The sequence below is a fragment of the Vibrio penaeicida genome (genome assembly GCF_002933855.1).
Taxonomy (GTDB): Bacteria; Pseudomonadota; Gammaproteobacteria; order Enterobacterales; family Vibrionaceae; genus Vibrio; species Vibrio penaeicida_A.
The window spans coordinates 97,762-122,796 of record NZ_BFAQ01000035.1 but is presented as its reverse complement, the minus strand read 5'-3'; the positions used below and the strand labels follow the sequence as shown (position 1 = coordinate 122,796).

23 protein-coding genes are annotated in these 25,035 nt (G+C 41.6%); 13 read left to right on the top strand and 10 right to left on the bottom strand.

Annotation, left to right across the window (positions count from 1 at the left end; genetic code table 11):
• Positions 1-6 precede the first annotated feature (6 nt).
• Positions 7-1,884 (bottom strand): ATP-binding protein, encoded by a 1,878-nt coding sequence (locus VPNCDNU1_RS21110; protein WP_104402165.1) that lies wholly within the window; start codon positions 1,882-1,884, stop codon positions 7-9.
• A 117-nt stretch (positions 1,885-2,001) separates the two neighbouring features.
• A complete protein-coding gene (locus tag VPNCDNU1_RS21105; protein WP_110962037.1) occupies positions 2,002-2,925 on the bottom strand; it encodes an endonuclease/exonuclease/phosphatase family protein in 924 nt (307 codons plus the stop codon).
• Positions 2,926-3,184: 259 nt separating this feature from the next.
• On the opposite strand from VPNCDNU1_RS21105, the gene nrdD reads away from it, so the two are divergent.
• The 4 genes from nrdD to VPNCDNU1_RS21085 all read left to right on the top strand — a co-directional run bounded on the left by nrdD (position 3,185) and on the right by VPNCDNU1_RS21085 (position 7,656).
• Entirely contained in the window at positions 3,185-5,305 is a 2,121-nt protein-coding gene (nrdD, locus tag VPNCDNU1_RS21100) for an anaerobic ribonucleoside-triphosphate reductase (protein ID WP_104402164.1), read from the top strand.
• Positions 5,305-5,772, top strand: a complete 468-nt coding sequence (gene nrdG, locus VPNCDNU1_RS21095; protein WP_104402163.1) for an anaerobic ribonucleoside-triphosphate reductase-activating protein — start codon at positions 5,305-5,307, stop codon at positions 5,770-5,772. The genes nrdD and nrdG overlap by 1 nt, the downstream gene beginning before the upstream one ends.
• A gap of 120 nt (positions 5,773-5,892) precedes the next feature.
• Positions 5,893-7,077, top strand: a complete 1,185-nt coding sequence (locus VPNCDNU1_RS21090) for an amino acid aminotransferase (protein ID WP_104402162.1) — start codon at positions 5,893-5,895, stop codon at positions 7,075-7,077.
• A gap of 12 nt (positions 7,078-7,089) precedes the next feature.
• Positions 7,090-7,656, top strand: a complete 567-nt coding sequence (locus VPNCDNU1_RS21085; protein WP_104402161.1) for an ATP-dependent zinc protease family protein — start codon at positions 7,090-7,092, stop codon at positions 7,654-7,656.
• 84 nt (positions 7,657-7,740) lie between these two features.
• Here the strand turns inward: VPNCDNU1_RS21085 and VPNCDNU1_RS21080 are convergent, their stop codons facing one another.
• Positions 7,741-8,274, bottom strand: coding sequence for a hypothetical protein (locus VPNCDNU1_RS21080; protein ID WP_104402160.1), 534 nt, complete (start codon positions 8,272-8,274; stop codon positions 7,741-7,743).
• A 109-nt stretch (positions 8,275-8,383) separates the two neighbouring features.
• Entirely contained in the window at positions 8,384-8,752 is a 369-nt protein-coding gene (locus VPNCDNU1_RS21075) for a YgiW/YdeI family stress tolerance OB fold protein (protein ID WP_104402159.1), read from the bottom strand.
• 178 nt (positions 8,753-8,930) lie between these two features.
• Here VPNCDNU1_RS21075 and VPNCDNU1_RS21070 point away from each other — a divergent pair, with 178 nt between their 5' ends.
• The 4 genes from VPNCDNU1_RS21070 to modC are packed head-to-tail and all read left to right on the top strand — an operon-like array spanning position 8,931 to position 12,957.
• Positions 8,931-10,400 carry a cobyric acid synthase gene (locus VPNCDNU1_RS21070; protein WP_104402158.1) on the top strand — a complete coding sequence of 490 codons (1,470 nt, stop codon included), beginning with the start codon at positions 8,931-8,933 and terminating at the stop codon, positions 10,398-10,400.
• Between the two features lie 9 nt (positions 10,401-10,409).
• A complete protein-coding gene (gene modA, locus VPNCDNU1_RS21065) occupies positions 10,410-11,159 on the top strand; it encodes a molybdate ABC transporter substrate-binding protein (protein ID WP_104402157.1) in 750 nt (249 codons plus the stop codon).
• On the top strand, positions 11,156-11,863 hold the full coding sequence (modB, locus tag VPNCDNU1_RS21060) for a molybdate ABC transporter permease subunit (RefSeq protein WP_174715163.1): 708 nt from the start codon (positions 11,156-11,158) through the stop codon (positions 11,861-11,863). The genes modA and modB overlap by 4 nt, the downstream gene beginning before the upstream one ends.
• On the top strand, positions 11,860-12,957 hold the full coding sequence (modC, locus tag VPNCDNU1_RS21055) for a molybdenum ABC transporter ATP-binding protein ModC (protein ID WP_104402155.1): 1,098 nt from the start codon (positions 11,860-11,862) through the stop codon (positions 12,955-12,957). The genes modB and modC overlap by 4 nt, the downstream gene beginning before the upstream one ends.
• Here modC and VPNCDNU1_RS21050 read toward each other — a convergent pair.
• Positions 12,948-13,940, bottom strand: a complete 993-nt coding sequence (locus VPNCDNU1_RS21050) for an AraC family transcriptional regulator (protein ID WP_104402154.1) — start codon at positions 13,938-13,940, stop codon at positions 12,948-12,950. The two genes, modC and VPNCDNU1_RS21050, sit on opposite strands and share 10 nt — an antisense overlap.
• A 124-nt stretch (positions 13,941-14,064) precedes the next feature.
• Between VPNCDNU1_RS21050 and VPNCDNU1_RS21045 the strand changes: the two genes are divergently transcribed.
• Positions 14,065-16,092 (top strand): TonB-dependent receptor domain-containing protein, encoded by a 2,028-nt coding sequence (locus tag VPNCDNU1_RS21045; RefSeq protein ID WP_104402153.1) that lies wholly within the window; start codon positions 14,065-14,067, stop codon positions 16,090-16,092.
• A 197-nt stretch (positions 16,093-16,289) separates the two neighbouring features.
• Here VPNCDNU1_RS21045 and VPNCDNU1_RS21040 read toward each other — a convergent pair whose 3' ends face one another.
• On the bottom strand, positions 16,290-17,300 hold the full coding sequence (locus VPNCDNU1_RS21040) for an OmpA family protein (protein WP_167404851.1): 1,011 nt from the start codon (positions 17,298-17,300) through the stop codon (positions 16,290-16,292).
• 201 nt (positions 17,301-17,501) lie between these two features.
• Complete coding sequence (locus VPNCDNU1_RS21035) at positions 17,502-17,939, bottom strand: DUF3069 domain-containing protein (protein ID WP_104402151.1); 438 nt, start codon at positions 17,937-17,939, stop codon at positions 17,502-17,504.
• 140 nt (positions 17,940-18,079) lie between these two features.
• Here VPNCDNU1_RS21035 and VPNCDNU1_RS21030 point away from each other — a divergent pair, with 140 nt between their 5' ends.
• Positions 18,080-19,030 (top strand): GGDEF domain-containing response regulator, encoded by a 951-nt coding sequence (locus tag VPNCDNU1_RS21030; RefSeq protein WP_104402150.1) that lies wholly within the window; start codon positions 18,080-18,082, stop codon positions 19,028-19,030.
• 36 nt (positions 19,031-19,066) lie between these two features.
• Here VPNCDNU1_RS21030 and VPNCDNU1_RS21025 read toward each other — a convergent pair whose 3' ends face one another.
• The 3 genes from VPNCDNU1_RS21025 to VPNCDNU1_RS21015 all read right to left on the bottom strand — a co-directional run bounded on the left by VPNCDNU1_RS21025 (position 19,067) and on the right by VPNCDNU1_RS21015 (position 22,273).
• Complete coding sequence (locus VPNCDNU1_RS21025) at positions 19,067-20,515, bottom strand: protein adenylyltransferase SelO (RefSeq protein ID WP_104402149.1); 1,449 nt, start codon at positions 20,513-20,515, stop codon at positions 19,067-19,069.
• A 132-nt stretch (positions 20,516-20,647) separates the two neighbouring features.
• Positions 20,648-20,860: a cold-shock protein gene (locus tag VPNCDNU1_RS21020; protein WP_101115056.1), complete on the bottom strand. Its 213-nt coding sequence runs from the start codon at positions 20,858-20,860 to the stop codon at positions 20,648-20,650.
• Positions 20,861-21,037: 177 nt separating this feature from the next.
• Complete coding sequence (locus VPNCDNU1_RS21015; protein WP_104402148.1) at positions 21,038-22,273, bottom strand: GGDEF domain-containing protein; 1,236 nt, start codon at positions 22,271-22,273, stop codon at positions 21,038-21,040.
• A gap of 257 nt (positions 22,274-22,530) precedes the next feature.
• Between VPNCDNU1_RS21015 and VPNCDNU1_RS21010 the strand changes: the two genes are divergently transcribed.
• From VPNCDNU1_RS21010 to VPNCDNU1_RS21000, 3 genes are all read left to right on the top strand, one after another.
• Positions 22,531-22,899 carry a late competence development ComFB family protein gene (locus tag VPNCDNU1_RS21010; protein ID WP_101115058.1) on the top strand — a complete coding sequence of 123 codons (369 nt, stop codon included), beginning with the start codon at positions 22,531-22,533 and terminating at the stop codon, positions 22,897-22,899.
• A 10-nt stretch (positions 22,900-22,909) separates the two neighbouring features.
• Positions 22,910-23,191 (top strand): HlyU family transcriptional regulator, encoded by a 282-nt coding sequence (locus VPNCDNU1_RS21005; protein WP_104402147.1) that lies wholly within the window; start codon positions 22,910-22,912, stop codon positions 23,189-23,191.
• 285 nt (positions 23,192-23,476) lie between these two features.
• Entirely contained in the window at positions 23,477-25,030 is a 1,554-nt protein-coding gene (locus VPNCDNU1_RS21000) for a Re/Si-specific NAD(P)(+) transhydrogenase subunit alpha (protein ID WP_104402146.1), read from the top strand.
• Positions 25,031-25,035: the final 5 nt, after the last annotated feature.

The window sequence follows — 25,035 nt, the reverse complement described above, 5'->3', positions numbered from 1 at the left end:
AGTTATTTAGTTCGTTTTGAGTGTTAAGGTGAAGGTTGTACCTTCCTGAGCTTTGGATTCCGCTTTAATTGAGCCACCAAAGTCTTTGATGATGTTGTAAGCGATAGACAAGCCAAGCCCTAATCCTTTACCTGATTCTTTGTTGGTGTAGAAAGGGTCGAATATATGTTCTATTTCTTTTTGGTTAATACCTGTGCCATTGTCTGCAATGGTAATGTTTGTTTGATTTTGTATCGTCGTTACGGCGATCGATATGGTCGGATTTGATACTTTCTCTACCGCGTCTAACGCATTACCTATAATGTTGACTAACACTTGCTCTAAGCGAATAGTGTTGGCAGATACGTAGGTAAGAGAGTCTGGTTCAAAAGTGATAATGTCACTCGGATAGCGACTTTCTAAAAGTTGAATGGCATCGTTGATAACGGGTTCCAAGTGTACCGATTCCATATGCCCGTCACTTTTTCTTGCGAACGCTCTAAGGTGACGTGTTATTGCGGCGGTTTTCGTCAAAAGTTTTTGGACTTTATCCAAGTTTGTTATCGCTTTTTCGGGGTTATTTTTGTCTAACCACAATTTCGCACTTCTTACATGGCTGTTCACGGCCGTGAGAGGCTGATTAATTTCATGCGTTATTCCGACGCTTAGCTCTCCTAACGCCGCTAACTTGCCAGCTTGAATTAATTCGTCTTGTGTCGATCGAAGTTTCTTTTCTGCGGTGGCCCGTTCTATGACCTCTTGCTCAAGCCTTCTATTGGTTTGTTCTACTTCAATTGCTGTTTGTTGGAACACTTGTAAGTCTTTTGCCATTTCAGTCACTTCATCGCCACCTGAAATCGCAACAGGCGTTGCGAGATGACCACTCGAAATGGCTTTCATATTAAGTTGAAGTTGCTGAATTCTTTGTAAGATATTTTTCTTTACATAAAACCAAGATATAGCCACGGCTGTTGCTATGCTGATTAAAGAAAGAAGCACTGCTAACCTTTGATTTGCTGCAAGTGATTGTCTCGCGGTGTTAAATGAGCCATCTATATCTGAATTTACGGTTGCAGTATACCGCTCTATTTGTACAGCGAGTTGGTGTAAGTGCGTGTTGCTGTTTTCGAGGAGGAATTGAGCTTGATAATGTCTATCGATTAATTCATCTTTTAGCGCAAAGAGCCTGCCGCCACGAGAGGTTAGTTTATGAAGAACAATCAGTTGGTCATTTAAGTTTGGGTACAGAGAGGGAAGGGAACTTTCCTGCCACACTACCCACCATCTATTGCCTAACTCTTCTAATCGAAGAATGGTTTCGTCCAACTCGTTGAAACTGGCATCGTTATACAATTTCTCAGCTAGACCAGACTGATAGTAAATAAGTGACCTAAACTGTGCGTATTCGATTTCTTGCTTCTCTGAGTTTGATAACGAATCGAGAGATTCACTCGCCAATTCCAATAGTGGGAACAATCCATCAAGTAAAAAATTGAGTTGAGAAGACAGTTGGTCCGATTGAGCTTCATTCTGATAAAGCAAACTTAAGCTGTTCCCGATTTGAGTGATGATGTTCTTAAAATAGTTATGGTAGTCAGGGAATTGAGCCATAACATGATTCATTTCAACGATGGCATTATTGATCTCTTCCATGGCATGGTTGCGTGACACGCTTGAATCAGCCGTTCCAAGGAGTGGAGCAGTGGCAATGATCAGGCGGACTTTATCATTTAGTTTTGCGGCATAATCCAACGCTTTAAGATCATTGTTATTCAAATGCTCAAGTCGGGTATTGATATCTGAAAATGTATAAGAAGACAATCCAGAGACGATGAGGGTGGTCAAAGACAAAATAGCCATTGCCAATGCCAGCCGCACACCCATACCTTTCCATCGTATTTTCATATATCGCTAACAAACTTAATAGAATACACCGTCATATAATGACCACTAACGGTGTATTTATTCTAGTTAAGTTATGGATTTGTTAAAGAAACTAAGCGCTGTGTCACTATGATGAAACTACAGCTTAGCTACAGATACCAAAGGACAATGGTCACTGAGCCGATGGTTAAGAACATCATGTTTGGCAAAGGTGATTTGTTTTGCTTGCTCAAGCGGCAGATCAGGGCTCGAAACTATGTGGTCAATTAAATTTCGGTATTGGTGCGTTTTTGTCGGATTAGAACGAGATCTCACACGGCATTCTGCTTTGGTGTTTTTACTGGTCAGAACAACTTGTGCATTAGTGTTTTTAGTTAAGATACGCCACAACCAGTCATTCGGATAGGCGAGGTTATGGTTGAAATCACCCAAAATGGCATAAGATTGACCTTTCTTTTGTCTTTCTTTAATCCACTCATTCAACGATTTGCCTTGCTTGGCTAATGCCCGACAGGATTTGGTATTCTTTCTTGCAGCAAAGCAGCCTGATTTCAAATGTATAGACAACAAGTGAATGGGCTTCTTTTTCGGAATATCAACAACAATATAAGTCGCAAACCGTAACTTGTTAAACTGAGATGGCATCAAATTAATATCATCTCGATTTTGAACATTGATGCCTTTTGAAATGGCAAACCCAGTGTATTGGTTGATGCCTTCAAACTGCAAATCTCGGTGTTTTCTTCTAGATCGCTCCGAGAAAAAGTATTGATAGCTTGTTCCCGTCACTTGTTTGAGCGCTTCTTTTGAATCCACTTCTTGAAACGACATTATATGTAAAGACTGATTAGGCACTTTATCAAACACCTTGTTCAGTGCTTTAAAGTCGCTGGTTTCTCTTTGGCTAGGTTCAATTCGCTCGCTCGGATTAGTGGTTAGCCACTCAAGGTTCCAAGTGGAAAACGTAAATTCTGTGCCCGCAGCAGGGAAGTGAACTAGGAATGTTGCTAAGAAGAAAAAACGTGTCAAAAGGAAAAGAAAGCGTTTCAAAATGAGTCTCATTTGTTATTGGTCTTTTTCAAGAATAATAACGGAATTTTAATAGATAAAGTATGACGTTTGGTTCAATTTTAATAAACAATCCAAATGTGCGATCGTCGCCACTAACATCGATTTGATCTTGCACGCTCGTTTGTTTTTATTGATTTGGATCAAAACGCCTTCTCTGCGCATAACTTCTAATATTCCACCACATATAGTGTCTTTTAAATTTAAATGCGCATATGTGGTGTTTTTAACCAACCAGCGCCGAGGAATATAAGTGAATACAGTTGTCATTAAAAGGGATGGGGCGAAAGCACCATTTGATAAGGGACGTATCATAACTGCTGTACAAAGCGCATCAAACAACTCAGATGAGGCGCTCACCCGATACGCTGAACAGGTTGCAAGCGCAGTTTACAGTTCGCTAGAAAATCGCTTGGAAGTGTGTATTCAGGAAATTCAAACTCTGGTTGAAAATGAGCTGATGCAAGGTCCTTATAAAGGCTTGGCGCGTTCTTACATTGAGTATCGTCACGACCGAGATATTGCACGTGAGAAACTCAGCGTTTTGAATAAAGAAATTGAAGGTCTTATTGAACAAAGTAATGCGGACTTGCTCAATGAAAATGCCAACAAAGATGGCAAGGTTATCCCTACACAGCGCGACCTACTGGCCGGTATAGTTGCAAAGCATTATGCCAAAACTCACATTTTGCCTCGCGACATTGTTCAGGCCCATGAAGCTGGAGATATCCATTATCATGATCTAGATTACGCGCCTTTCTTCCCGATGTTTAACTGTATGCTCATCGACTTAAAAGGCATGCTTACTCACGGATTTAAAATGGGTAATGCGGAAATCGACACGCCGAAATCGATTTCGACGGCGACCGCGGTGACTGCTCAAATCATAGCTCAAGTTGCAAGCCATATTTATGGTGGAACAACCATTAACCGTATAGATGAGGTTTTAGAACCTTACGTATTGGCAAGCTACAACAAGCACTTAGAAATAGCGCAAGAATGGGATATTCACAACCCTGAGTCTTTTGCTAAAGCTCGCACAGAGAAAGAATGCTACGACGCATTCCAATCTTTAGAATATGAAGTAAACACTCTTCATACTGCAAACGGTCAGACTCCGTTCGTCACATTTGGTTTTGGCTTGGGAATAAGTTGGGCATCTAAGCTTATTCAACAATCTATTTTAAAAAATCGAATCTCTGGCTTGGGGAAAAATCGTAAAACAGCGGTTTTTCCGAAACTTGTCTTCGCTATCAAAGACGGTCTTAATCACAAGAAATCGGATCCGAACTACGATATAAAATCGCTAGCATTAGAGTGCGCATCCAAACGTATGTATCCAGATATCCTTAACTACGACAAAGTGGTTGAAGTGACGGGTTCTTTTAAAACACCAATGGGTTGCAGAAGCTTCTTAAATACCTACGAAGAGAATGGTGAGTTGATTCACGAAGGTAGGAATAACCTAGGTGTTGTAAGTCTTAACCTACCGAGAATTGCGATTCAAGCTAAAGGTTGTGAAAAGGCTTTCTATAAACTGTTAGATGAAAAACTCGCATTAGCTCGTCGTGCTTTAGAAACACGCATATCTCGATTAGAGACGGTGAAAGCCAGAGTTGCTCCAATTTTATATATGGAAGGGGCATGCGGCGTGCGCTTATCGCCAGATGAAAGCGTAGCTTCAATTTTCAAAAATGGTAGAGCGTCAATTTCGCTTGGTTACATTGGTATACATGAAACCATGGTGGCGCTGTTTGGTGAGTCTGAACATATGTACGATAGCGACACGCTTAGGTCTAAAGGGCTTAGCATCGTTGAGTACATGAAAGCGCGAGTACAAACGTGGACAGAAGAAACCGGTTATGGCTTTAGCTTGTACGGAACGCCGAGTGAAAACTTGTGCAGCCGTTTCTGTCAAATTGATACTAAAGAATATGGTGTTATTGAAGGGGTTACTGATAAAGGGTATTACACCAATAGCTTCCATTTAGACGTACAAAAGAAAGTTAACCCATACGACAAAATCGATTTTGAAATGCCGTATCCTGAAGTATCGAGCGGTGGATTCATATGTTATGGCGAATTTCCGAACATGCAACGTAACATTGAAGCGTTAGAGAACGTTTGGGACTACAGTTATAGCCGAGTTCCTTATTATGGAACCAATACACCGATTGATGAGTGCTACGATTGCAGTTATACCGGAGAATTTGAGTGTACGAGTAAGGGCTTTACATGTCCAAGCTGTGGAAACCATGATTCCACACGGGTTTCGGTGACACGCAGAGTGTGTGGTTACTTGGGCAGCCCAGATGCAAGACCGTTTAATTTTGGTAAGCAAGAAGAAGTGAAGCGCAGAGTTAAGCACCTCTAATGAACTACCACCAATATCATTCTGTTGATGTGGTAAACGGACCTGGCACACGTTGTACGCTATTTGTGTCAGGTTGCGTTCATCAATGTCGGGGATGTTACAATAAATCAACTTGGTCTTTGTGTTCTGGTCATCCATTTACACCAGAACTCGAAGATAAAATTATTAAAGATTTGTCTGATACACGTATACCTAGAAGAGGGCTCACTCTTTCTGGCGGGGATCCACTTCACCCTAAAAATGTATCAGATATTTTACGAATTGTTATGCGCGTAAAATCTGAGTGTCCCGATAAGGATATTTGGTTGTGGACGGGCTATCGTATGGATGAATTAACAACCGAACAAAAGCGGGTAGTTGATCTTATCGATGTTTTAATTGATGGAAAATTTGAACAGGAACAAGCGGACCCTAATTTGGATTGGCGTGGAAGTGCCAACCAAATCATTCATTATATGAAAGTGTAAATTCACTAAGACGAAGAGGTAGAATCGTTGCGTTGAAACAATCACAATTTCCTTTCGATTTTTTGTTGTAACAATGTTAACTTGCTTGTCACTGTTGAATATCAAAGGGTTGTGAATTCCATGCTATCTCATCTACCGGAACCAAAACAGGATCCGATTCTTTCGCTCTCTGTTGCCTACCGAAACGATCCTCGAAACGAAAAAGTGGATCTAGGTATCGGTGTTTACCGAAATAGTAACGGCGACACACCAATAATGAAAGCCATCGCGTTAGCTCAAGAGCACGTTACCTCAACGCAAAAAACGAAAGCTTATGTCGGGCTAGCTGGTTGTGAAGAATTCAACCAAAGCATGGTAGATTTATTGCTAAAAGGAACGGCGGCTTACGATCGCGTTTCGGCTATACAAACTCCAGGCGCCAGTGGTGCACTTCGCATGTTGGGAGATCTACTGAAAGTTGCCCAACCGAACACTACTATATGGCTAAGTAATCCAAGCTACGTGAATCATCAACCTGTGATGGAAGCCGCTGGATTGAAAGTTAAGCATTACCGATACTTTAGCCCTTCAACAAAGCAAGTTGACGTTACAGCAATGCTTGAAGACCTATCTCAAGCTGGAGCAGAAGATGTTGTTCTACTTCACGGGTGTTGTCACAACCCAACAGGTGCAGATATCGACTTTAAAGCATGGGAAGCCATTACGGATATGGCAACCAAGCAGGGATTTACGCCATTTGTTGATATCGCTTATCAAGGGTTTGGAGACGGGTTAGAAGAAGATGCAATGGGTCTGCAGCATATGGCAAACCACGTTGAAGAAATGTTCATTACCACTTCCTGCTCAAAAAACTTTGGCTTATATCGTGAACGAACTGGCGCTGCGATAGTTGTCGGTAAAAATGCTAATGAGGCGGCTAACGCAAAAGGAAAGCTGTTGCAGCTCGCACGCGCGACTTACACCATGCCGCCGGATCACGGGGCCGCTTTGGTTAAAACAGTGTTAGGGAACAAAGAACTAACTTCTGTTTGGCGAGAGGAACTTTCGCAAATGCAGCATAGACTCGTTTCTCTAAGGGAAGGTTTATGTTCAGAGCTTAAAAATGCACATAACTCTGACCAATTTGACTTTATCCAGTCACACAAAGGTATGTTCACTGTGCTAGGCTTCTCCTCTGAACAAATGCTTCAACTGCGTGAAAACTATGGAATCTACGGTGTTGGTGATGGGCGTATAAACATCGCAGGTCTTACCGAAAAAGATATTCCTTATGTAGCCGAGGCAATAGTAACCGTATCTAACTAATAAGAGGTGGTAATGAAGTCGAGTAGACCTTTCATTTTCTTTGCAATCGCTGGTGTATTGACTGCGTGTATCAATATTCAAACAGGGGTGCATTCTGAGCCAAAAGCCAGTGAGAAATCGGAATCAACACACGAGGTGGACATGTTAAAAACACCCGACGGAAAATTGGTTCTTGGTGAGAAAGAGTGGGTTCATATTGCCGGTTTAGGAGAAAGCTATAAAGCTCGAGTCGATACTGGCGCAACGACTTCATCTATCAGCGCTGTTGATATAGAAACGTTTGACAAAAATGGGCAGGATTTCGTTCGATTTAGGATTGCTCATGAAGGAGAAAAAAGCCCGGTCCTTACTCTGCCTGTGCAACGTTGGGTTCGCATCAAACAATCTAGCCAAGATTCTTACCAAAGAAGAGCGGTGGTAGAGGGCGATATTCAAATTGGTGATTTGAAAACAAAGACAGAGTTTACCTTAGCAGATCGATCTCATCTTACTTTTCCAGTACTTTTGGGAAGAAGCTTTTTTAGAGATGTCGCTGTTGTAGATGTCAGCAAAAAGTACGTGCAGAAGAAAGTAAAGTAACGAGATATATTCGAGTATTTGAATAACATTTAAAAAGCCCTCACTTTAATCTTAAAGTGAGGGCTTTTTTATTGGTTACCCGAGTTAGAACATGAACCTTGCGCCCATAATGAGCTGAGATCCATAAACCCCGTTGTCAGCGATGTTCGCACCAATTGAAAGCTGATCGGTTGAGTGGAAACGACCACCAAAACTATAAGTAAGTTCGGTGGTGTCACTGTAAACCAACTGACCCACTTTTACATTGGCTTCAATGTTGTCTAACACCCATATGCGAGCGCCAATATTTAATTCAGGGACAAACTGATTACCAACAAATTTGTCGTCGCTTGTTTTGATATTGTGAATCAGCATCTGACCGAAGATGTCGGCAAATCCTGTTGCTGGTCCATTAAAACCAACACCCACAGCGATGTCGTAATCTCCTTCGAATCGGCTGTCTAAACGACCTATAAAATGGGTATTTTCGGTAAACGTCAAATTACCTTCTGCACCATAAGAAGTGGGGCTTGCGCCGACTCTAAATTCAACAGAAGAGTAGTTGAAATTGTTAGCAAGAGTTGTCATCGGGCTTAGAGCCATGAAAAGTAGTGCTAAGTGGCGTTTACGTCCAAACATATGTATTCCATCCATTTTACGCTTCGGCTTAGTGCCAAAAATACGGGTATACAAAAAGGTCTGCAAAAAGCAGACCAATATTTAAATGCAGCGATATTTCAATGAGATCTTAAAGGATCTGTAGGTGTTCCACTTCAATTTCTGGCGTTGAACCACCTTCGTATTCACCATAAAGACGGATTTTTGACTCGGCATTAAGAGGTTGTGTCAATACTATGTCGTCTAGTTCTACTTGGATCTGCGCCTGCCCATCAGTAAATATAAACGTGTCTTTACTGATCTGTTTTATTAGGTGTCCTTCGGTAACAACGTCTTTCTCGGTTGTCCAACTGGTATCTTTTAGCATTTCTGCAACAGGGGTCAGATCCACTGGACCACTATATGTTACGTACTTTTCCTCTTGATCTTTGTCTCCTGCAAGCGCAAGAGTAGGTAATGTGATAAGTGCAGCAGCGATGGATAAAGTGATGGCTTTCATGTTTTGTAATCCTTATTACTTGAGTTCGAATACAGTTAAACAAGAACAGCCTTAACAATGGCTGATGGGGGAGTTCATTTTGAATTCATTTAGCTTAAGGGCGCTATGTAGCTTGAGGTGAATCAGTGATAAGCATTACTATACGCTCAATCAAAATAAACAATAAAATGAATCGATTATGATCCCTTCTATTCAAGCTCTTATGGTTCAAGGAACAACTTCTGATGCAGGAAAGTCTGTTCTAGTGGCAGGCTTATGCCGCGTACTTGCCAGAAAGGGGAGAAAGGTTGCCCCTTTTAAACCTCAAAATATGGCACTGAACAGCGCTGTAACAAAAGATGGTGGCGAAATAGGGCGAGCTCAAGCTGTTCAAGCGCAAGCGTGTGGCGTAGAACCATCAGTCCACATGAATCCCGTCTTGCTTAAACCTAATTCTGATACTGGTGCTCAGGTTATTCTTCAGGGAAAAGCGATAACCAATATGGAAGCAGAAGGCTATCATGACTACAAAAAGGTCGCGATGGACAGTGTGATGGACTCGTTTGGACGGCTGCAACGTGACTATGAATCTATCGTGATTGAAGGTGCGGGAAGCCCAGCAGAAATTAACTTAAGGGCAAATGATATTGCCAATATGGGATTTGCAGAGAATGCCGATGTGCCGGTCATCATTGTGGCTGATATTGATCGCGGTGGTGTATTCGCTCATCTATATGGCACGTTAGAGCTGCTGTCGCAATCGGAACAAAACCGAGTGATTGGCTTTGTCATCAATCGCTTCAGAGGTGACATTAAACTGCTTGAATCTGGTCTAGATTGGCTTGAAGAAAAAACAGGGAAACCAGTATTAGGCGTATTGCCATTCTTACATGGTTTAAATCTCGAAGCGGAAGACGCTATTACTAATGAACAGGTGAAGACCAAAGGGCACCTATTTAAAGTGAAAGTACCGGTTTTTACAAGAATTAGTAACCATACGGATTTTGATCCTTTGAGGTTAAACCCGAACATTGATTTCGAATACGTTAGTAAAGGAGAGTCGTTGAAAGGAGCCGACTTAATCATTCTTCCTGGAACCAAATCTGTTCGGCAAGATCTTGATTACCTTCGTTCACAAGGGTGGGATAAAGATATTCTGAGGCATCTTCGGTTGGGTGGTAAGGTCATGGGAATATGTGGCGGCTATCAAATGCTCGGCAATACTATTTCTGACCCCGAAGGTATTGAAGGTGCAGCTGGTGATAGCGATGGTCTTGGTTTACTGGATATGACAACAGTTCTCCACGCTGAAAAGCAGCTTAAAACCGTTAAAGGTACGATTCGACTTGAAAACCAATCTTTTCCTGTTTTAGGTTATGAAATTCATGCTGGCGTGACACAAGTCAACGAAACTCAACCCATTTCGCTAGAACATCAAGTAAGTGATGGAGCTATCAGTAACTGTAATCAAATTTTTGGCAGTTATTTGCATGGTATTTTTGAAGAAGCAGGGGCTACGGGTCTGCTCCTAGAGTGGGCAGGTAGCGAAGAGATTCAACCTGTAGACTTTGAAAAAATGAAAGAAGACGCAATTGATCGGATAGCGAATGCGATTGAAGAGTATATGGACTTGGATAAACTTTGGGCGACATTTACCAATAAGGCGTGATGAACAGGAATGAAAATAGCTCTATTTGCTATTGTTGCAGTTTTACTTTTTACGAGTAATGCCTATGCTGAAGTTCGCATTTTAGCGGCTTCGTCCATGACGAATGTTTTGCAACATATGAAGCAGGATTTTCAAAAGCAAACGGGGATCGATGTAAAAACAGTCTTTGGTTCATCATCTTCGTTAGCGCGTCAAATTACGCAAGGTGCGCCTGCTGACTTGTACTTGTCTGCAAATATTCGATGGGCGGAATACGTTCTTGCTGAACGCTCATTACCACCAAGCCGAATGAAAACGCTCGCAAGAAACCAGCTTGTCCTAATTTCCCCTGCGAAACGAGATGTTTCATCATTCGATCTAAAAGACCCCAATTGGTGGTCGACGCAATTGGATGGTGAGCGACTAGCAATGGGTATCCCAACATCTGTTCCTGCAGGGATTTATGCAAAGCAGGCTTTGGAGTCATTGGGTGTTTGGGATTCAGTAAAGCGACATATGGCACAAACCAACAATGTAAGAGTTGCACTGGCTCTTGCCGAAAGGGGAGAAGTACCATTATCAATCGTTTATAGAACGGACATTCTAAGTAGTGACAATGTCACTGCTTTAACGTCTTTTAATGATAAATGGCATGACCCTATTGTTTACCCTTTGGTTAACTTAAGTATGAGCTCTGAGGCTATTGCATTTTCTCGCTATTTACATTCAGACCAGGGTAAAGCCATACTGAATCAATACGGCTTCGTAACGGAAAACTGATGCTGACAGATTTTGAATTGGAAGCACTCCATTTAAGCTTAAAGGTCGCCTTCTATGCGGTTCTTTGGCTTACTCCTATTAGTGTCATCATTGCTTGGGTACTTGCTCGCAAATCTTTTTGGGGCAAGAGTGCTTTCGATGCGTGTATACACCTTCCGCTTGTTTTGCCTCCAGTCGTCATAGGGTATCTACTTCTTGTTGGAATGGGTAGGCAAGGGATAATCGGGAAATGGTTGTTCGATACGTTTGGTATCGTTTTCAGCTTTGACTGGAAAGGAGCTGTGTTGGCTTCAGCTGTGGTTTCGCTGCCTTTAATGGTTAGAGCCATCAGGTTAAGTATTGAAAGTATCGACACCAAACTAGAACAAGTCGCACGTTCTTTAGGAGCAACCCCAATGCGGGTTTTCTTCACGATTACTCTACCTTTAGCACTGCCTGGTGTTATTACTGGTGCTTTACTTGCGTTTGCGAGAAGTCTAGGAGAGTTTGGGGCGACGATTAGTTTTGTTTCAAGTATACCCGGTGAAACTCAAACGTTACCTCTTGCCATGTATTCCTTTATAGAGACACCTGGAGCGGAACACGAAGCTGCTCGTTTATGCGTTATTTCAATTATTGTCGCGCTGGTTTCTTTACTCATATCTGAAGTTCTTAGCAAAAAAGCCAATCAAAAAATTGGATTAACCTCTAGGGTGAGTAAATGATTCAGATAAAGGTGAAACAGCAACTCGGTCAGCTACATTTAGACGTTGATTTGTCTATCCCTTCTAAAGGCATTACTGCTGTTTTTGGGCGTTCTGGCGCTGGAAAAACGTCTTTGATAAATGCTGTGGCGGGTCTATCTATTCCGGATGATGGGCGAATAGAGGTTAATGGTAAAACGCTATTTTGCCGAAAATCCAATCAAAATCTACCTGTCGAAAAACGACATATCGGTTATGTTTTTCAGGATGCAAGGCTTTTCCCTCACTATTCAGTGAAAGGAAATTTACTGTACGGTACCGCTACAAAAGACGACGCTTATTTCAAAGTCATTTGCGATTTGTTACAGCTACACAGTTTACTAGGCAGGAAGCCTATCGACCTTTCTGGTGGAGAAAAACAACGTGTGGCCATCGGGCGTGCTCTGTTATCTAAACCCTCTTTATTGATAATGGATGAACCATTGGCATCTTTGGATCTTCCCCGTAAACGTGAAGTTATGCCTTTTTTAGAACGACTCGCCAATGATATTGATGTTCCGATTCTGTATGTGAGCCACAGTTTAAATGAAATCATTCGCTTGGCCGACCATATGGTCATATTGAACCAAGGTAAGCTTGAAGCAGTAGGTTCGCTTGAGAGCGTGTGGGATTCGCAAGCAATGCGACCTTGGCAGTCTTTTTCAGAACAAAGTACATTGTTTGATGCACTCGTAGACTCTCATCACCCCCAATATGCGCTGACCGCACTTAAGCTATGCGACAAAACGCGACTTTGGGTTCAGAAAATAGACGCAGAGATTTCAGATCCAGTCCGTGTCCAAGTAAGAGCAAATGATGTGTCTTTATGCCTATCAGAACCACATGACACATCTATCCGAAATATTATCCCAGCTATCATTGCAGATATGGAAGTTCAATCGCCCTCGCCAGACAAGCAAAGTGTAGCCATCAAACTGAAGTTAAGTGACCAGTGTTCATTGTGGTGTAACGTTACCCAATGGGCTGTTGATGATCTTGAGCTTGAGGTTGGCAAAAAGCTCTATGCTCAAGTTAAAGGGGTAAGCGTTACACAGCGGGATATTATTCAACACTGACCTGCTACGCTGTCGCTTGGTGAATAACCAAACTGCTTTTTAAACGCATTAGTGAAATTGGATGGGTGCTGGTAGCCCGCGTCATAAGCTGCTTCCGTGATGGTTTTGTAACCTTGCTCTAACGCTTGTTTTGCGCGAGCCAATCTGCGATAACGAACATACCCAAGTACAGTGTAACCGACTTCTTGTTTAAAACGCCTCTGCAGATTTGACGTGCTCATTGCTGCGTAAGAAGCAATATCTTCCAGCGAAAGTTCTTTCTCTAAATTGCTTTCAAGGTAGCTAATTAGGTGCGAAATATTACCGTTGAAATTAAGAGGTAGATTAGAAGGTAACGCAGAATGAATCTCAGAAGAAACTTGCTCGAAGGCGTTTGACATAACCAGCAAAGCGTTCGATTCAAATTTGAGCATTTCACTAAGCGTTTGAGGATTCTTTATTTGAAGAAAGTCGTTCAGTAATTCTAAGATATCGCTCGTGGGCTCAAAGCGAACATTTGCTTTGTCCGTATTAAGAAAATCCGACATATTGTCTTCTGGAGATAAATTTAATCTCTGATTAAACCACTCGGGCTTGATCATTATGTTGATCTTTTTAACGTTATTGCCACTTTGAGTTCGCTTATGGAAAGTGGCAGGCGTTTTAAGATTAGCGATAAGTGCCCGAGGTGTATCTACAGCATCAAGCTCAAAATGCAAATCGTCATAACCGAAGACCAGTTTACCCTCTAGTAAAATCGTGATAATCACTGACGCTGGAGCGGTTGCCACTATATGACAATCTGTTAAGTCTGAAGTGACTCCGCCATGCACTGTGATACCCGCTTTCGAGCGATAGTCGACAAACTCTCCCTTTACAATCACATCTTTAGATGAACGGTTGGAACTGATAACGCTTTGTTGATCACCTCCGTTATTCACAAACTGAGTAATAGCGAAAGTATCATGAGAGCGGGAACTCCGTTCTATTTTTGCGGGTGGCATTCTATATTGTTCCTAATAAGCGTTTAGCGATTTTGGATAACTGTTTATTCTTTTCAATAATACTATCAGCAAATACCATATCTGCGAATAATTATCATTTATAAATCATTAGGATGTGGTACCCATGGATAAGTTGCGTGCTTTTACAGCTCGAAGAACATTGATTAGCCTTGCCATTGCAGGCGTATGTACACCTGCAATATCATTTGCCTCAGAGGAAGAAAAGTCTCATATAGAAGAAGTTATGGTATGGGGTGCAAGTGTAAAGAGTAGCTCTGAATCATTAAATTCCGATGATTTTGCGCTAAAACAAGCTGATCATATGTCGGATCTTTTGAGAGATATTCCGGGCGTAGACGTTGGTGGAACACATTCAGTAAACCAACGTATTAACATTCGTGGTTTGGATGAAACCGACCTTGACATTCGTCTAGATGGTGCATCTCAGAACGCCAACATGTTCCATCATGTTGGGAACCTTACCCTGAACCCTGACATCATAAAATCTGCCGATATTCAAGTCGGTGCAAATTCTGTAACAAGTAGCGCTATAGGTGGTTCGGTTTATTTTGAAACCAAAGATGCAAAAGACTTACTTCGTTACGACGAAACATATGGTGCTCGAGTTTATGGAGGTTTCGGTTCCAACGCATTCACTACAGGTTCTTTGACCGCATACGGAAAGCTTTCTAATAGTGGTGATGCTCTTGTGTATCTTTATGGCATTAAACGCGACAATTTTGAAGATGGTGATGGTGTAGAAACAATTGGTTCAGAAGGGCAAGTCAATAACCTGTTAGCAAAAGCTGGCTGGGATATTGATGAAACTCAGCGTGTAGAGTTTTCATACGACTACTATCGAGATCATGGAGATTATAACCCTCGTCCAAACTGGGGTGCCGAAGGTAACGAATTCAGGTCGTCTGATGCTTTAATCGACACTAAATACGCACGTCACACATACACGTTAGGTTATGAATTAGTGACAGAGAATACAGTTGTAAATGCGGCTGTCTATCAAAACAAAATTAACCTTTACCGTAACGAAGTTGGTGTCCCTGGGTTCTGGCCTAAAGATCGAGTTGGAGAGAACACAGCTGAAAGCACGAATACTGGAGGAAGCATAAAAGGGCAGTCTGAACTGTCAGCTCTCGGGTTCGCCAAAACGTTGACTTATGGCTATGAAGTGAAACAGCAAAACAGTGAGAACGAATACGCCTTAGGTGACTCCAATGCTTCCAAAGCAATCACGCATTCACTGTATGTTGAAGACAAAACTACTGCAACGGATTCAATCGATGTAACTGTGGGTGTCCGCTATGACAATGTGAACCGTAAAACTAACCTAGATGACTCTTCATACGATAAAGTTACATGGGCTGGTGGTGTAGATTGGCATATTTCTGAATCTATTACCTTATTTGCAAGCACCCGTACATTGTTTAAAGCACCAGAACTTCTAGAAACCTTTATTAATTTTGAGGACAAGCTCTCTGATAATATTTCGCCAGAAACGGGTTTCAACCATCAAGGCGGTATTAAGTTCGCCAGAAGTGTCAACGATCACTCTGTAGCTGCCAACTTAACGGTGTTTAACACCAGAATAAATGATTACATCATCAAAAAATATCAGGGTGGGTCCAAACCATACCTGTTGCTCAACGGTGAAGATGCTGAGCTTACTGGCTTTGAGGCAAGCTTCCATTATGGATATGATGCGTTCAATTCGCGTTTGGCGTACTCACGCTCAAACAATAAGTTCTTGGAATCAGGAGATCCGATCAACGCAACAGATCGAAGTGCTCGCAGTACGGATATCGGAGACAGTGTATCTCTTAACCTCGAATACATAGCCTATGATATTGATGCAATATTTGGTTGGAATTCAAACTATGTAATGGAAGAAAAAAATGTACTTGAAGGTAACCCAATTAAGGAAGCCTACGATGTTCACAAAATCTATGCCCAATGGGCGCCTAGTCAAGTAGATGGGCTATCTCTAACGTTCGGTATCGATAACCTATTTGATGCGGCGTACGTATCACACGCGTCCACATCCGGTACATCTAAATCCCGTTCGGGCAAGGTATTTAGCCTAGACGACTTAGAACCAGGTCGAAACGTTAAGCTGTCTGTTGCCTATCAGTTCTAACAGGTCAAAAAAATATAACTTAAAGCTCCAAGGCTGAGGGTATTTCCCAGTATTGGAGTTGAATAGTGCGTTTATTGCATGTTAAATTTTTGACCAAATTATCCATGTTCTCGCGGTTGATAAGTGCCAACGAGAATGGTGGTAGCAAAAAAAATGGCTTCCAAGACTGGAAGCCATTTCCTATTTAGAAGTTATATTTACTCTTCTACGGTAAACTCTTCAATCGTTACTTCAACACGACGGTTTTGCTCACGTCCTGCTGCAGTGTCATTAGAAGCGATTGGGTTAGACTCGCCATCACCTTTAACAGTAATACGGTTCGAATCTACACCTTTAGCAACCAAGTAATCTGCGACTGCTTGAGCGCGTTCTTCAGATAGTTTCTGGTTGAATTTGGCGCTACCACGACTGTCGGTGTGACCAACAACGTCTACTTTTGATTGAGGGTAAGTGGTAAGAAGAGTTGCTACTGACTCAAAACGACGAGTCCCAGCAGCACTTAACTTACTGCTTCCTGTTTCAAACAAGCTGACATCTTGTTGAGATTGGAAAGTAATAGTTTGCTTTTTAGGTGGCTCTGGTTTCTTCTCTTCAACGACAGGCGCTGGTGCAGGAGCTGGCTCTGCAACAGGACGTGGTTCTGCTTTTGCTACAGGAGCTGGTTTTGCTTTGGCACCGAAATGATAATTAAGGCCTAACGTGAACATGCTTGCTGTGCTGTCGTCGGCTGGACCCGCATTAATTTCTGTCATTAATTGATACTCGATTCTAGCCCGAAGTGCTTCTGTGATTTTACCTTCGACGCCAAGCCCAACCAAAAGGTTTAAGTCATCTTTAGCTTCGTCGTAAGTGGAGTAACCTGCTCCAATTTTACTGAAAAAATCAGCATCTTCACTTAATGGAATATTGAATTTTGGTGCGAATGTAATTGCTGTCATTGAACCTTCTAAATTGGTTAGAGAACCGCTATCAATGTAGTTTGATTTAAATTGACCGTAATCATCATATCCCAGTTCTAGTGCGACATTATCCAGTAGCTGATATCCAAGATACACACCCAATGCGGTACCGTCATCATCACATCCGGTTGCTACAGCACAAGAGTTTGACAAAGATGAAGCACCCACTTTACCACCAAGATAAACTTGAGAGCTGGCAGTAAATGGAAGTGAAGAAAGTAGCGTAAGTACAACTAACTGCTTTTTCATAGATAATTCCTTTTTATAATATACAATGCGATTATTTGGGTAGATTGTTATAATCAGCATCATTATGAGAATCCATTTTCAGGAAAGCAAAACTCCAAATGAGAATTGTATTTCCAATCTCACAATCAAGACACGTTCTTTATACAGCTCAAAATAGACAAAAGATCGCAAAAAGCGACCTTTTAATGAAAGTTTCCTTGGTTACTTTAGAAATACCTGATTGAAATCACGTTTCAGGATGGCATCTCTTCTCGCCTTTTTCAGTTGTTTCACCATGTCCTTCACACAATTGTGTAAAACTTGATCTAATAGTGAAGCTCGATACTCTTCTTTATCTTGTTCTGACATATCTTCAGGAAGATTCATGTTAGGGAATTCTTCCATTACGTTTAATCCTGCAAATGCTTGGCTCACAGAAACTAACGCATGAAATTGTTCAAAATTGTCTAACACGTTCTGTGCACTTGCTGGCAACGCGTCCCATGCTTCTCTTACTGCTTCTTCAGAAACTTCGTGAATCGAAGTTACCATCAAATGCATTTCTTCTGGAACATTGTCAAACTCAATAACTTGGCGTAACTCAGCTGATACGGTCGTGAGGTCGACTTTCTGTTGTGGTGTGGTGTTCTCGTTTGACATATTTTTTCTTCCAATGTTCAAAAAGCACATGCTAGGAATATCGCGATAAAAGTCAATAAATTACTGACAATATATAGGGTGCACGACGTCCAACATGCTATATTTAGCTCATACCGCCAGAATAATAACAGCTTGAGTCTATGAAATCTCCGAATACGTCAATGAGGGTGTTACTTGTCGATGACCTACAATTTGAGCGCATGCAGCTTGCTATTCGCCTTAAGCAGCTTGGTCATGTTGTAGAGGTTGTTGAGAGTGGGGAACGTGCACTTGATGTTTATTCGTCATTTGATCCTGAATTGGTTTTACTTGATATCAATATGCCAGATATGGATGGGTTCGAGGTAGCGAAAGAGATTCGAGCTCGTGATGATGATTGGGTTCCCATTATATTCTTGAGTAGCCACGAAGAGCCTGAAACGATTGCAAAAGCCATTGAAACTGGTGGCGACGACTATTTGGTCAAACCAGTAAATAAAGTCGTTCTTGGCGCAAAGATGAATGCCATGCAGCGTATTGCTCAAATGCGTAGAGAATTAAAATTGGTTTCGTCTCAACTAGAACAAGTTAACATGCATCTTCAACAGCAAGCGAATGAAGATGGTCTTACACAAGTTTACAACAGGCGGTATGTCGATAAAGAATTGAGAGACATGGTATCTTGGCACGGTAGGCACCAGTTGCCGTTAACCGTCATACTTCTAGATGTTGATCACTTTAAAGCTTATAACGATCATTACGGTCATATAGAAGGTGATGCCTGCCTGCAAAAAATAGCCTCCACTTTAGACCAATGTTTTGCTCGCTCCGGAGAATTGGTCGGTCGATATGGTGGAGAGGAGTTTGTTGTTATTGTAAGTAATGCCAATGAAGAAGATGCATTAAAACAGGCTATTAGAGTTCAAAAATCAATTAATGCATTAGAAATCCCCCATTCTAAGTCTTCTACCAATCATTGCGTGACATTGTCACAAGGTGTGTATTCTTTTATCCCCACAGGTAGAGAGACAATTGAAGATGTTTACAGCGCAGCTGATGTTTTGCTTTACAAAGCAAAAGCAGAAGGCCGCGATAGATACGCGACAAGCTAGAGCTCTTAGCTAATTTGTCTTGCTGATTGTCATAATTTAAGAGGAGCAACTAAGCGCCAAGCCTTGAGCCCATTCAGGAGCGGGATGTGTATCTTTTTCCAGACCTGATTCCTCTGAAAAAGGTGCTTCAAGCAGTTGTTTCAAACGCTTCACTTCTGAGTAGTCTCCTTGATTCGCCATATCGATTGCATGTTGAGCCATATAATTTCTTAGAATGAATTTTGGGTTGACTGCACGCATTGTTAAACAACGCAATCCAGCCTCACTGGATTCTCTTTCTAGCCTTTGTTCATAGTTATCAAACCAAGTTTTTGCAGATGAACTGTCTGTAAACTGTACTAAAAAGTCTGCAGGCCCTACTTTGTCTACATTAGAAAGGGCGCGAAACGTATTTGTATAATCCGCTTCTTGCGATTTCATTAAAGCAAACAGCTCATTGAACAACTCGGTATCGGCAGCCTCAGATTCAACAAGACCCAATTTTGCTCTCATATGCAGGCTATATTCTTTAGTCAGCTGTGAATAATAGTCTTCAAGAGCATTTTCTAGGTCTTCCTTTTCAACTAATGGTGATAGCGACTGAGCTAATGCAGTCAAGTTCCACAAACCGATGGATGGTTGATTATCAAATGCATACCGACCTTGGTAATCTGAGTGGTTGCAAATAAAGGATGGGTCAAATTTTTCCATCATTCCGAATGGACCGTAGTCAAACGTTTCCCCTAAGATTGACATGTTATCTGTGTTCATCACACCATGAGCAAAACCAATGGACTGCCAGTGAGCGATCATAGAGGCTGTGCGAGAGACTACGTCTTTAAAAAATGAAAGGTAAGGGGAGTTAGACACTTTAGCCAATGGAAAATGTTGGTCGATAACATAATCGGCGAACAATTTAAGATCGTCATGTTGGTTGGTATAATATAAGTATTCAAAGTGACCAAATCTGATATGTGTTTTTGCAATACGGATACAAATAGCACCTTGTTCCAACTCCTCCCGATAAACGGGTGTATCGCTCACGATTAAACCTAGCGCTCGGCTAGTCGGTATCTTTAGGCTATGCATAGCCTCGGACATTAGATATTCGCGGATACTGGAACGTAAAACTGCTCTTCCGTCACCTTGACGAGAATAGGGCGTTAAACCAGCTCCTTTTATATGGATATCATACTGAGAATCTTCAGTGCGAACCTGACACAGCAGCAAACCACGACCGTCACCTAGATCGGGGTTATACGAGCCAAACTGATGCCCTACATACTTCATTGCAACAGAAGGGTATGTCTCAAGTAATGTTGATCCTGAAAGTATGGACAGCATTTCTTCATCTGGTTTTTCTGGAAATCCTAAATGCAATGCTAACGGTGCATTCCAATCAACCCAACGCACATTTTCTAGCGGAGTTGGATCAACCTCAGTAAAAAAGTGCTGAGGTAATTTTGTAAAGGGTTGAGCGAGTTTAGCGCCTTTCCAAGTATGCATATTTAAACCTAGGTAAATGTGGTTACATTAAAATCTTACCACAAGGTTTTTACCACAAATACTCGCGCAAATTATGGGTATGAAAAAGCCACCTGATTTAGGTGGCTCTTCTATCTAGCAGCAAGCTAAGAATCAGATGGCGTTGACGTCTTCGGCTTGTGGTCCTTTTTGTCCGTCTGTAACAACAAACGATACTTTCTGCCCATCTTCTAAGTTACGGCGACCCGTCCCTTGAATTGCAGAAAAATGAACAAATACGTCTTTACCCCCTGTTTCAGGAGTGATAAATCCGAAACCTTTATCTTGGTTAAACCACTTTACCGTGCCATTGACTTTTTGACTCATAATTAAACTCTTTATATATACAAATTGATGCAGATTGTTTCCTGCAAAATCGAAGTTACCGTAAACTAAAAGAGTAGGCTAGCGAATAATGAATGAACAATATAAAGGTGTGATCTTAGACCATTTTTGGAACAACAATGAAAGGATATGTGCTTAAAAAGAGAGATATCAAAAGACTCAACTAGTAACGACGCAATTTCGCCCACTTTTCTTCGCTTGATATAATGCCTCGTCGGCTGCTTTAAGTACCTTTTTAGGGTGTTTGATTTTTGAGCTATCCGCGACACCGATACTGATCGTCACATTCACCGTTTTCTCTGAATTATTTGATCCACGTTTTTTCGTGCCTAGTTTATCGTCTTTCGGTCGATCAGAGCGATTTCGTACAACCATGTCATAGCTCGCAACGTTTTCTCTTAACTCGTCAAGAAAAGGAAAAGATTCATCGGCGGTTTTTCCTTTAAATAATACCGTGAACTCTTCACCACCATAACGGTAGACTTTAGCCTTTCCTTCAACTTTTTTCAGTGTCTTCGCGACCAAGCGCAGCACGTCATCTCCAGTATCATGCCCATGGGTATCATTGAATTTTTTAAAGTGGTCAACATCCAGCATAGCAATCGAATAATTTCGACCTAAATGTCCCATCTCATTCTCTAACGCTCTGCGACTGGGTATTTCAGTAAGTTGATCAATAAAAGCCAGCGAATGGCTAGTGGACATAATGTTATATATTAGCAAGATGCCAGCAAGAGAGAAAAACACAGCTGATATATACGACAGTTGGAAGAATCCAAAGGTAACGGTAGACAGCAACAGGCAGTTATATACCGCATAATCAAGAGCTTCCCGACGTGTTAGCACCATAATGGCAGACACACCGACAAAAATTACACTGTACAAAACGGCTAAAAATGGAAGCTTGGATATTTGTGGTATCGAAAATAGGATGCCTTCCCATAAATGATCCATCCCATTTTGTGAAAAATGCTCAACGGTAAGGTATGCCCAACCAATAAACAAAGTGAGTAAAAGCAAATAAGCTATGCCCGTTTTCGAAAAAAAGCGCTTGTTTGGAAAAAGGTAAACGGTCATGCATGATACTGGCATTAAAAATGCCAAGATTGAGAATTCAAGTTTAGTCGTTCCGAAATTAAGTGGAACCTGTAGCCTTTCTTGGATCACTAAATATGCCAGCATCATGGATACCGCTATCATACCCATCCGTCCCTGATTAAAGCTGTGGCACAAAATCAGCGCGATAGAAAACAATAGGTAAGGAAGAAAACCAATGGCACCTTGGTTTTGACTTATAAGAGGGGTAAGTTGATCGATACCATGGAGAATGCCTGTTACCAGGAACAAAGGAAATAGGAATCGGACCAGGTTTGCGTTAATCGCAGGTAAAGTCATTTGGGTTCAAAAAATCCGTCAACAGCAGCTACATATAGCCGGATCAGCATAAAGGAACAGGATACTTTTATTCACATAATTTCCAAGCGTTTTGCTAAACTTATTATGAAAAATAGCGTACTACTGCGCATTTAGGCTAGTTTTTATGATACAAAATGAATAAGTTGCTGTAACAGAGATAAGTCCATTGGAGTTGTCATTGGTTACGCGTTTATGTCGGAATAGACGTCATGATTGAAACATAGGGAAGTACATAAATGAAAATAAGCGTCGATGTGCACAACTATATGGAGACATTAGTCGGAAACCGTCTAGGAGAACCTGACTATTCAGAAAGTTATGATAGTGAGCAACTTGCCGACTTGGCTTGTATTGCACTAAACCAATTACGTCCAATTTATATTCGACATGATATAGATTTTTTGTCCGCATTACCTGAGGAACGGCTTGTTGTCTTGAGAAAACAGGTTGACGATGCGCTTATAGCTGCGGAAAGCATGATAAAAGATGATCGCCGTAAACGGACTGAAGATAGCATTCCCGTTATTTTTACCAAACCTAGACGACATGATGACGATGAATTAGAGTGGTACGAAGTACCTATCCTAAAAAAGAAAGAAGAATAAGGAGTAATTTGTGGGACTCTTTTCTCGTTTATTTGGTGGTTCAAAAGAAACCGTCGTGCAAGAAGCAGAACCTGTTGAGTATAATGGTTATCTGATTTACCAAGAACCAAAACCTGAAGGCGGTCAGTATCGAATAGCTGGGCGAATAACTAAAACCTTTGAATCAGGCGAAACCAAAACGCATACATTTATTCGATCTGACGTTTTAGCCACTGAATCCGATGCAAATGAGTTCATGCTAAAAAAGGCGCAGATGTTTATTGACCAAATGGGCGATAATATTTTCAACTAAATAGTTTTTTTGCAGCACATCGAATTGATTTTAGTCACCTTTTTGAGAGCCATTAAGCAGTATGCTTAATGGCTCTTTCATTTGTTTTGAAAAATTAAAAACTTTTTGAAAGTTGAAAACATAACTGAATTTAATTGCGATAATTTTTTAAGATAAAGATGAGGCTCCTTCATTCTTTAACGTTATATCTAATGAAACTTAGTGTTTTCAATACGTTTTAGTTGAAGTTAATCTCATCGTTAGATAAAAACTGATTATTAATTGTGCATTTAGTAGGGAATAACTATGCAAATTGGTGTGCCTAAAGAAACACTCGCAGGTGAAAGGCGAGTGGCTGCAACGCCGAAAACGGTAGAGCAGTTATTAAAACTGGGATTTGATGTCTCGGTTGAGAGCCAAGCAGGGGTTCTGGCAAGTTTTGATGATGCAGCTTTTGAATCAGCTGGCGCAACTGTTGTCTCTCGAGATAACGTTTGGAAAAGCGACCTGATTCTAAAAGTAAATGCTCCTCAGGTCGATCCTGAATCTGGCGTTGATGAATTTGATTTGATTAAAGAAGGTGCGAGCCTTATCAGCTTTATTTGGCCTGCACAAAATGAAGCTCTCATGGAGAAGTTATCCAGCAAAAACATCAACGTGATGGCGATGGATGCCGTACCAAGAATTTCGAGAGCACAAGCACTTGATGCATTAAGTTCTATGGCAAATATCGCAGGATATCGTGCAGTGGTAGAAGCCGCGCATGAATTCGGGCGCTTTTTTACTGGTCAAATTACTGCCGCAGGTAAAGTACCTCCTGCAAAAGTGCTGGTAGCTGGAGCGGGTGTTGCCGGTCTTGCAGCCATTGGTGCAGCAGGTAGCTTAGGTGCGATTGTACGCTCATTTGATGTTCGCCCAGAAGTAAAAGAGCAGGTCCAATCTATGGGCGCTGAGTTTTTAGAAGTAGATTTTCAAGAAAACTCAGGGTCTGGTGATGGCTATGCCAAAGAAATGTCCGATGAATTTAATAAAAAGGCAGAAGAGCTGTACGCTGCTCAAGCCAAAGACGTCGACATTATTATTACGACAGCTCTTATTCCTGGTCGACCGGCACCTAAACTAATTACAAAAGCAATGGTCGATAGCATGAAAGCGGGCAGTGTCATCGTCGATCTTGCTGCAGCAAATGGCGGTAACTGTGAGTACACAGTAGCCGACGAAGTGATCACCACCCCGAATGGCGTAAAAATCGTGGGTTATACCGATATGGTCGGTAGGCTCCCAACTCAATCCTCACAGCTTTACGGAACCAACCTTGTCAACCTTCTAAAACTGCTATGCAAAGAGAAAGACGGTAACATCGACATCAATTTCGAAGATGTTGTCTTAAGAGGAGTAACAGTAGTCAAAGAGGGTGAAATCACCTGGCCAGCTCCTCCAATACAAGTATCCGCTCAACCAGAAGTGAAACCAAAAGCCCAATCTGTAGAAGCCGTTAAGGCAGAAGAGCCAACATCACCTGTGAAAAAGGTCGCGGCACTGGTTATTGGCGTAGGTGCGTTTGCATGGGTTGCCTCTGTCGCACCGGCTTCGTTCCTTGCTCACTTTACGGTATTTGTCTTAGCTTGCGTTGTAGGTTATTACGTCGTTTGGAATGTTTCGCATTCACTACACACTCCGTTGATGTCTGTTACCAACGCTATCTCTGGAATCATTGTTGTAGGTGCTTTATTGCAAATAGGGCAAGGGAGTGGAGTCGTAACTTTCTTGTCTTTTATCGCCGTTCTAATTGCAAGCATTAATATATTTGGTGGTTTTACCGTCACCAAACGTATGCTTGAAATGTTCCGTAAAGACTAAAGGAG

What these genes read in the sequence shown, in the direction of transcription:
- VPNCDNU1_RS21110 (WP_104402165.1), bottom strand. Translation starts at nt 1,884, where the DNA reads ATGAAAATACGATGGAAAGGTATGGGTGTGCGGCTGGCATTGGCAATG.
- VPNCDNU1_RS21090 (WP_104402162.1), top strand. Translation starts at nt 5,893, where the DNA reads ATGCTATCTCATCTACCGGAACCAAAACAGGATCCGATTCTTTCGCTC.
- modC (WP_104402155.1), top strand. Translation starts at nt 11,860, where the DNA reads ATGATTCAGATAAAGGTGAAACAGCAACTCGGTCAGCTACATTTAGAC.
- VPNCDNU1_RS21050 (WP_104402154.1), bottom strand. Translation starts at nt 13,940, where the DNA reads ATGCCACCCGCAAAAATAGAACGGAGTTCCCGCTCTCATGATACTTTC.
- VPNCDNU1_RS21000 (WP_104402146.1), top strand. Translation starts at nt 23,477, where the DNA reads ATGCAAATTGGTGTGCCTAAAGAAACACTCGCAGGTGAAAGGCGAGTG.
- VPNCDNU1_RS21030 (WP_104402150.1), top strand. Translation starts at nt 18,080, where the DNA reads ATGAAATCTCCGAATACGTCAATGAGGGTGTTACTTGTCGATGACCTA.
- modA (WP_104402157.1), top strand. Translation starts at nt 10,410, where the DNA reads ATGAAAATAGCTCTATTTGCTATTGTTGCAGTTTTACTTTTTACGAGT.
- VPNCDNU1_RS21040 (WP_167404851.1), bottom strand. Translation starts at nt 17,300, where the DNA reads ATGAAAAAGCAGTTAGTTGTACTTACGCTACTTTCTTCACTTCCATTT.
- VPNCDNU1_RS21075 (WP_104402159.1), bottom strand. Translation starts at nt 8,752, where the DNA reads ATGAAAGCCATCACTTTATCCATCGCTGCTGCACTTATCACATTACCT.
- VPNCDNU1_RS21015 (WP_104402148.1), bottom strand. Translation starts at nt 22,273, where the DNA reads ATGACTTTACCTGCGATTAACGCAAACCTGGTCCGATTCCTATTTCCT.
- VPNCDNU1_RS21105 (WP_110962037.1), bottom strand. Translation starts at nt 2,925, where the DNA reads ATGAGACTCATTTTGAAACGCTTTCTTTTCCTTTTGACACGTTTTTTC.
- VPNCDNU1_RS21020 (WP_101115056.1), bottom strand. Translation starts at nt 20,860, where the DNA reads ATGAGTCAAAAAGTCAATGGCACGGTAAAGTGGTTTAACCAAGATAAA.
- VPNCDNU1_RS21045 (WP_104402153.1), top strand. Translation starts at nt 14,065, where the DNA reads ATGGATAAGTTGCGTGCTTTTACAGCTCGAAGAACATTGATTAGCCTT.
- nrdG (WP_104402163.1), top strand. Translation starts at nt 5,305, where the DNA reads ATGAACTACCACCAATATCATTCTGTTGATGTGGTAAACGGACCTGGC.
- VPNCDNU1_RS21035 (WP_104402151.1), bottom strand. Translation starts at nt 17,939, where the DNA reads ATGTCAAACGAGAACACCACACCACAACAGAAAGTCGACCTCACGACC.
- VPNCDNU1_RS21010 (WP_101115058.1), top strand. Translation starts at nt 22,531, where the DNA reads ATGAAAATAAGCGTCGATGTGCACAACTATATGGAGACATTAGTCGGA.
- VPNCDNU1_RS21025 (WP_104402149.1), bottom strand. Translation starts at nt 20,515, where the DNA reads ATGCATACTTGGAAAGGCGCTAAACTCGCTCAACCCTTTACAAAATTA.
- VPNCDNU1_RS21085 (WP_104402161.1), top strand. Translation starts at nt 7,090, where the DNA reads ATGAAGTCGAGTAGACCTTTCATTTTCTTTGCAATCGCTGGTGTATTG.
- VPNCDNU1_RS21070 (WP_104402158.1), top strand. Translation starts at nt 8,931, where the DNA reads ATGATCCCTTCTATTCAAGCTCTTATGGTTCAAGGAACAACTTCTGAT.
- VPNCDNU1_RS21080 (WP_104402160.1), bottom strand. Translation starts at nt 8,274, where the DNA reads ATGTTTGGACGTAAACGCCACTTAGCACTACTTTTCATGGCTCTAAGC.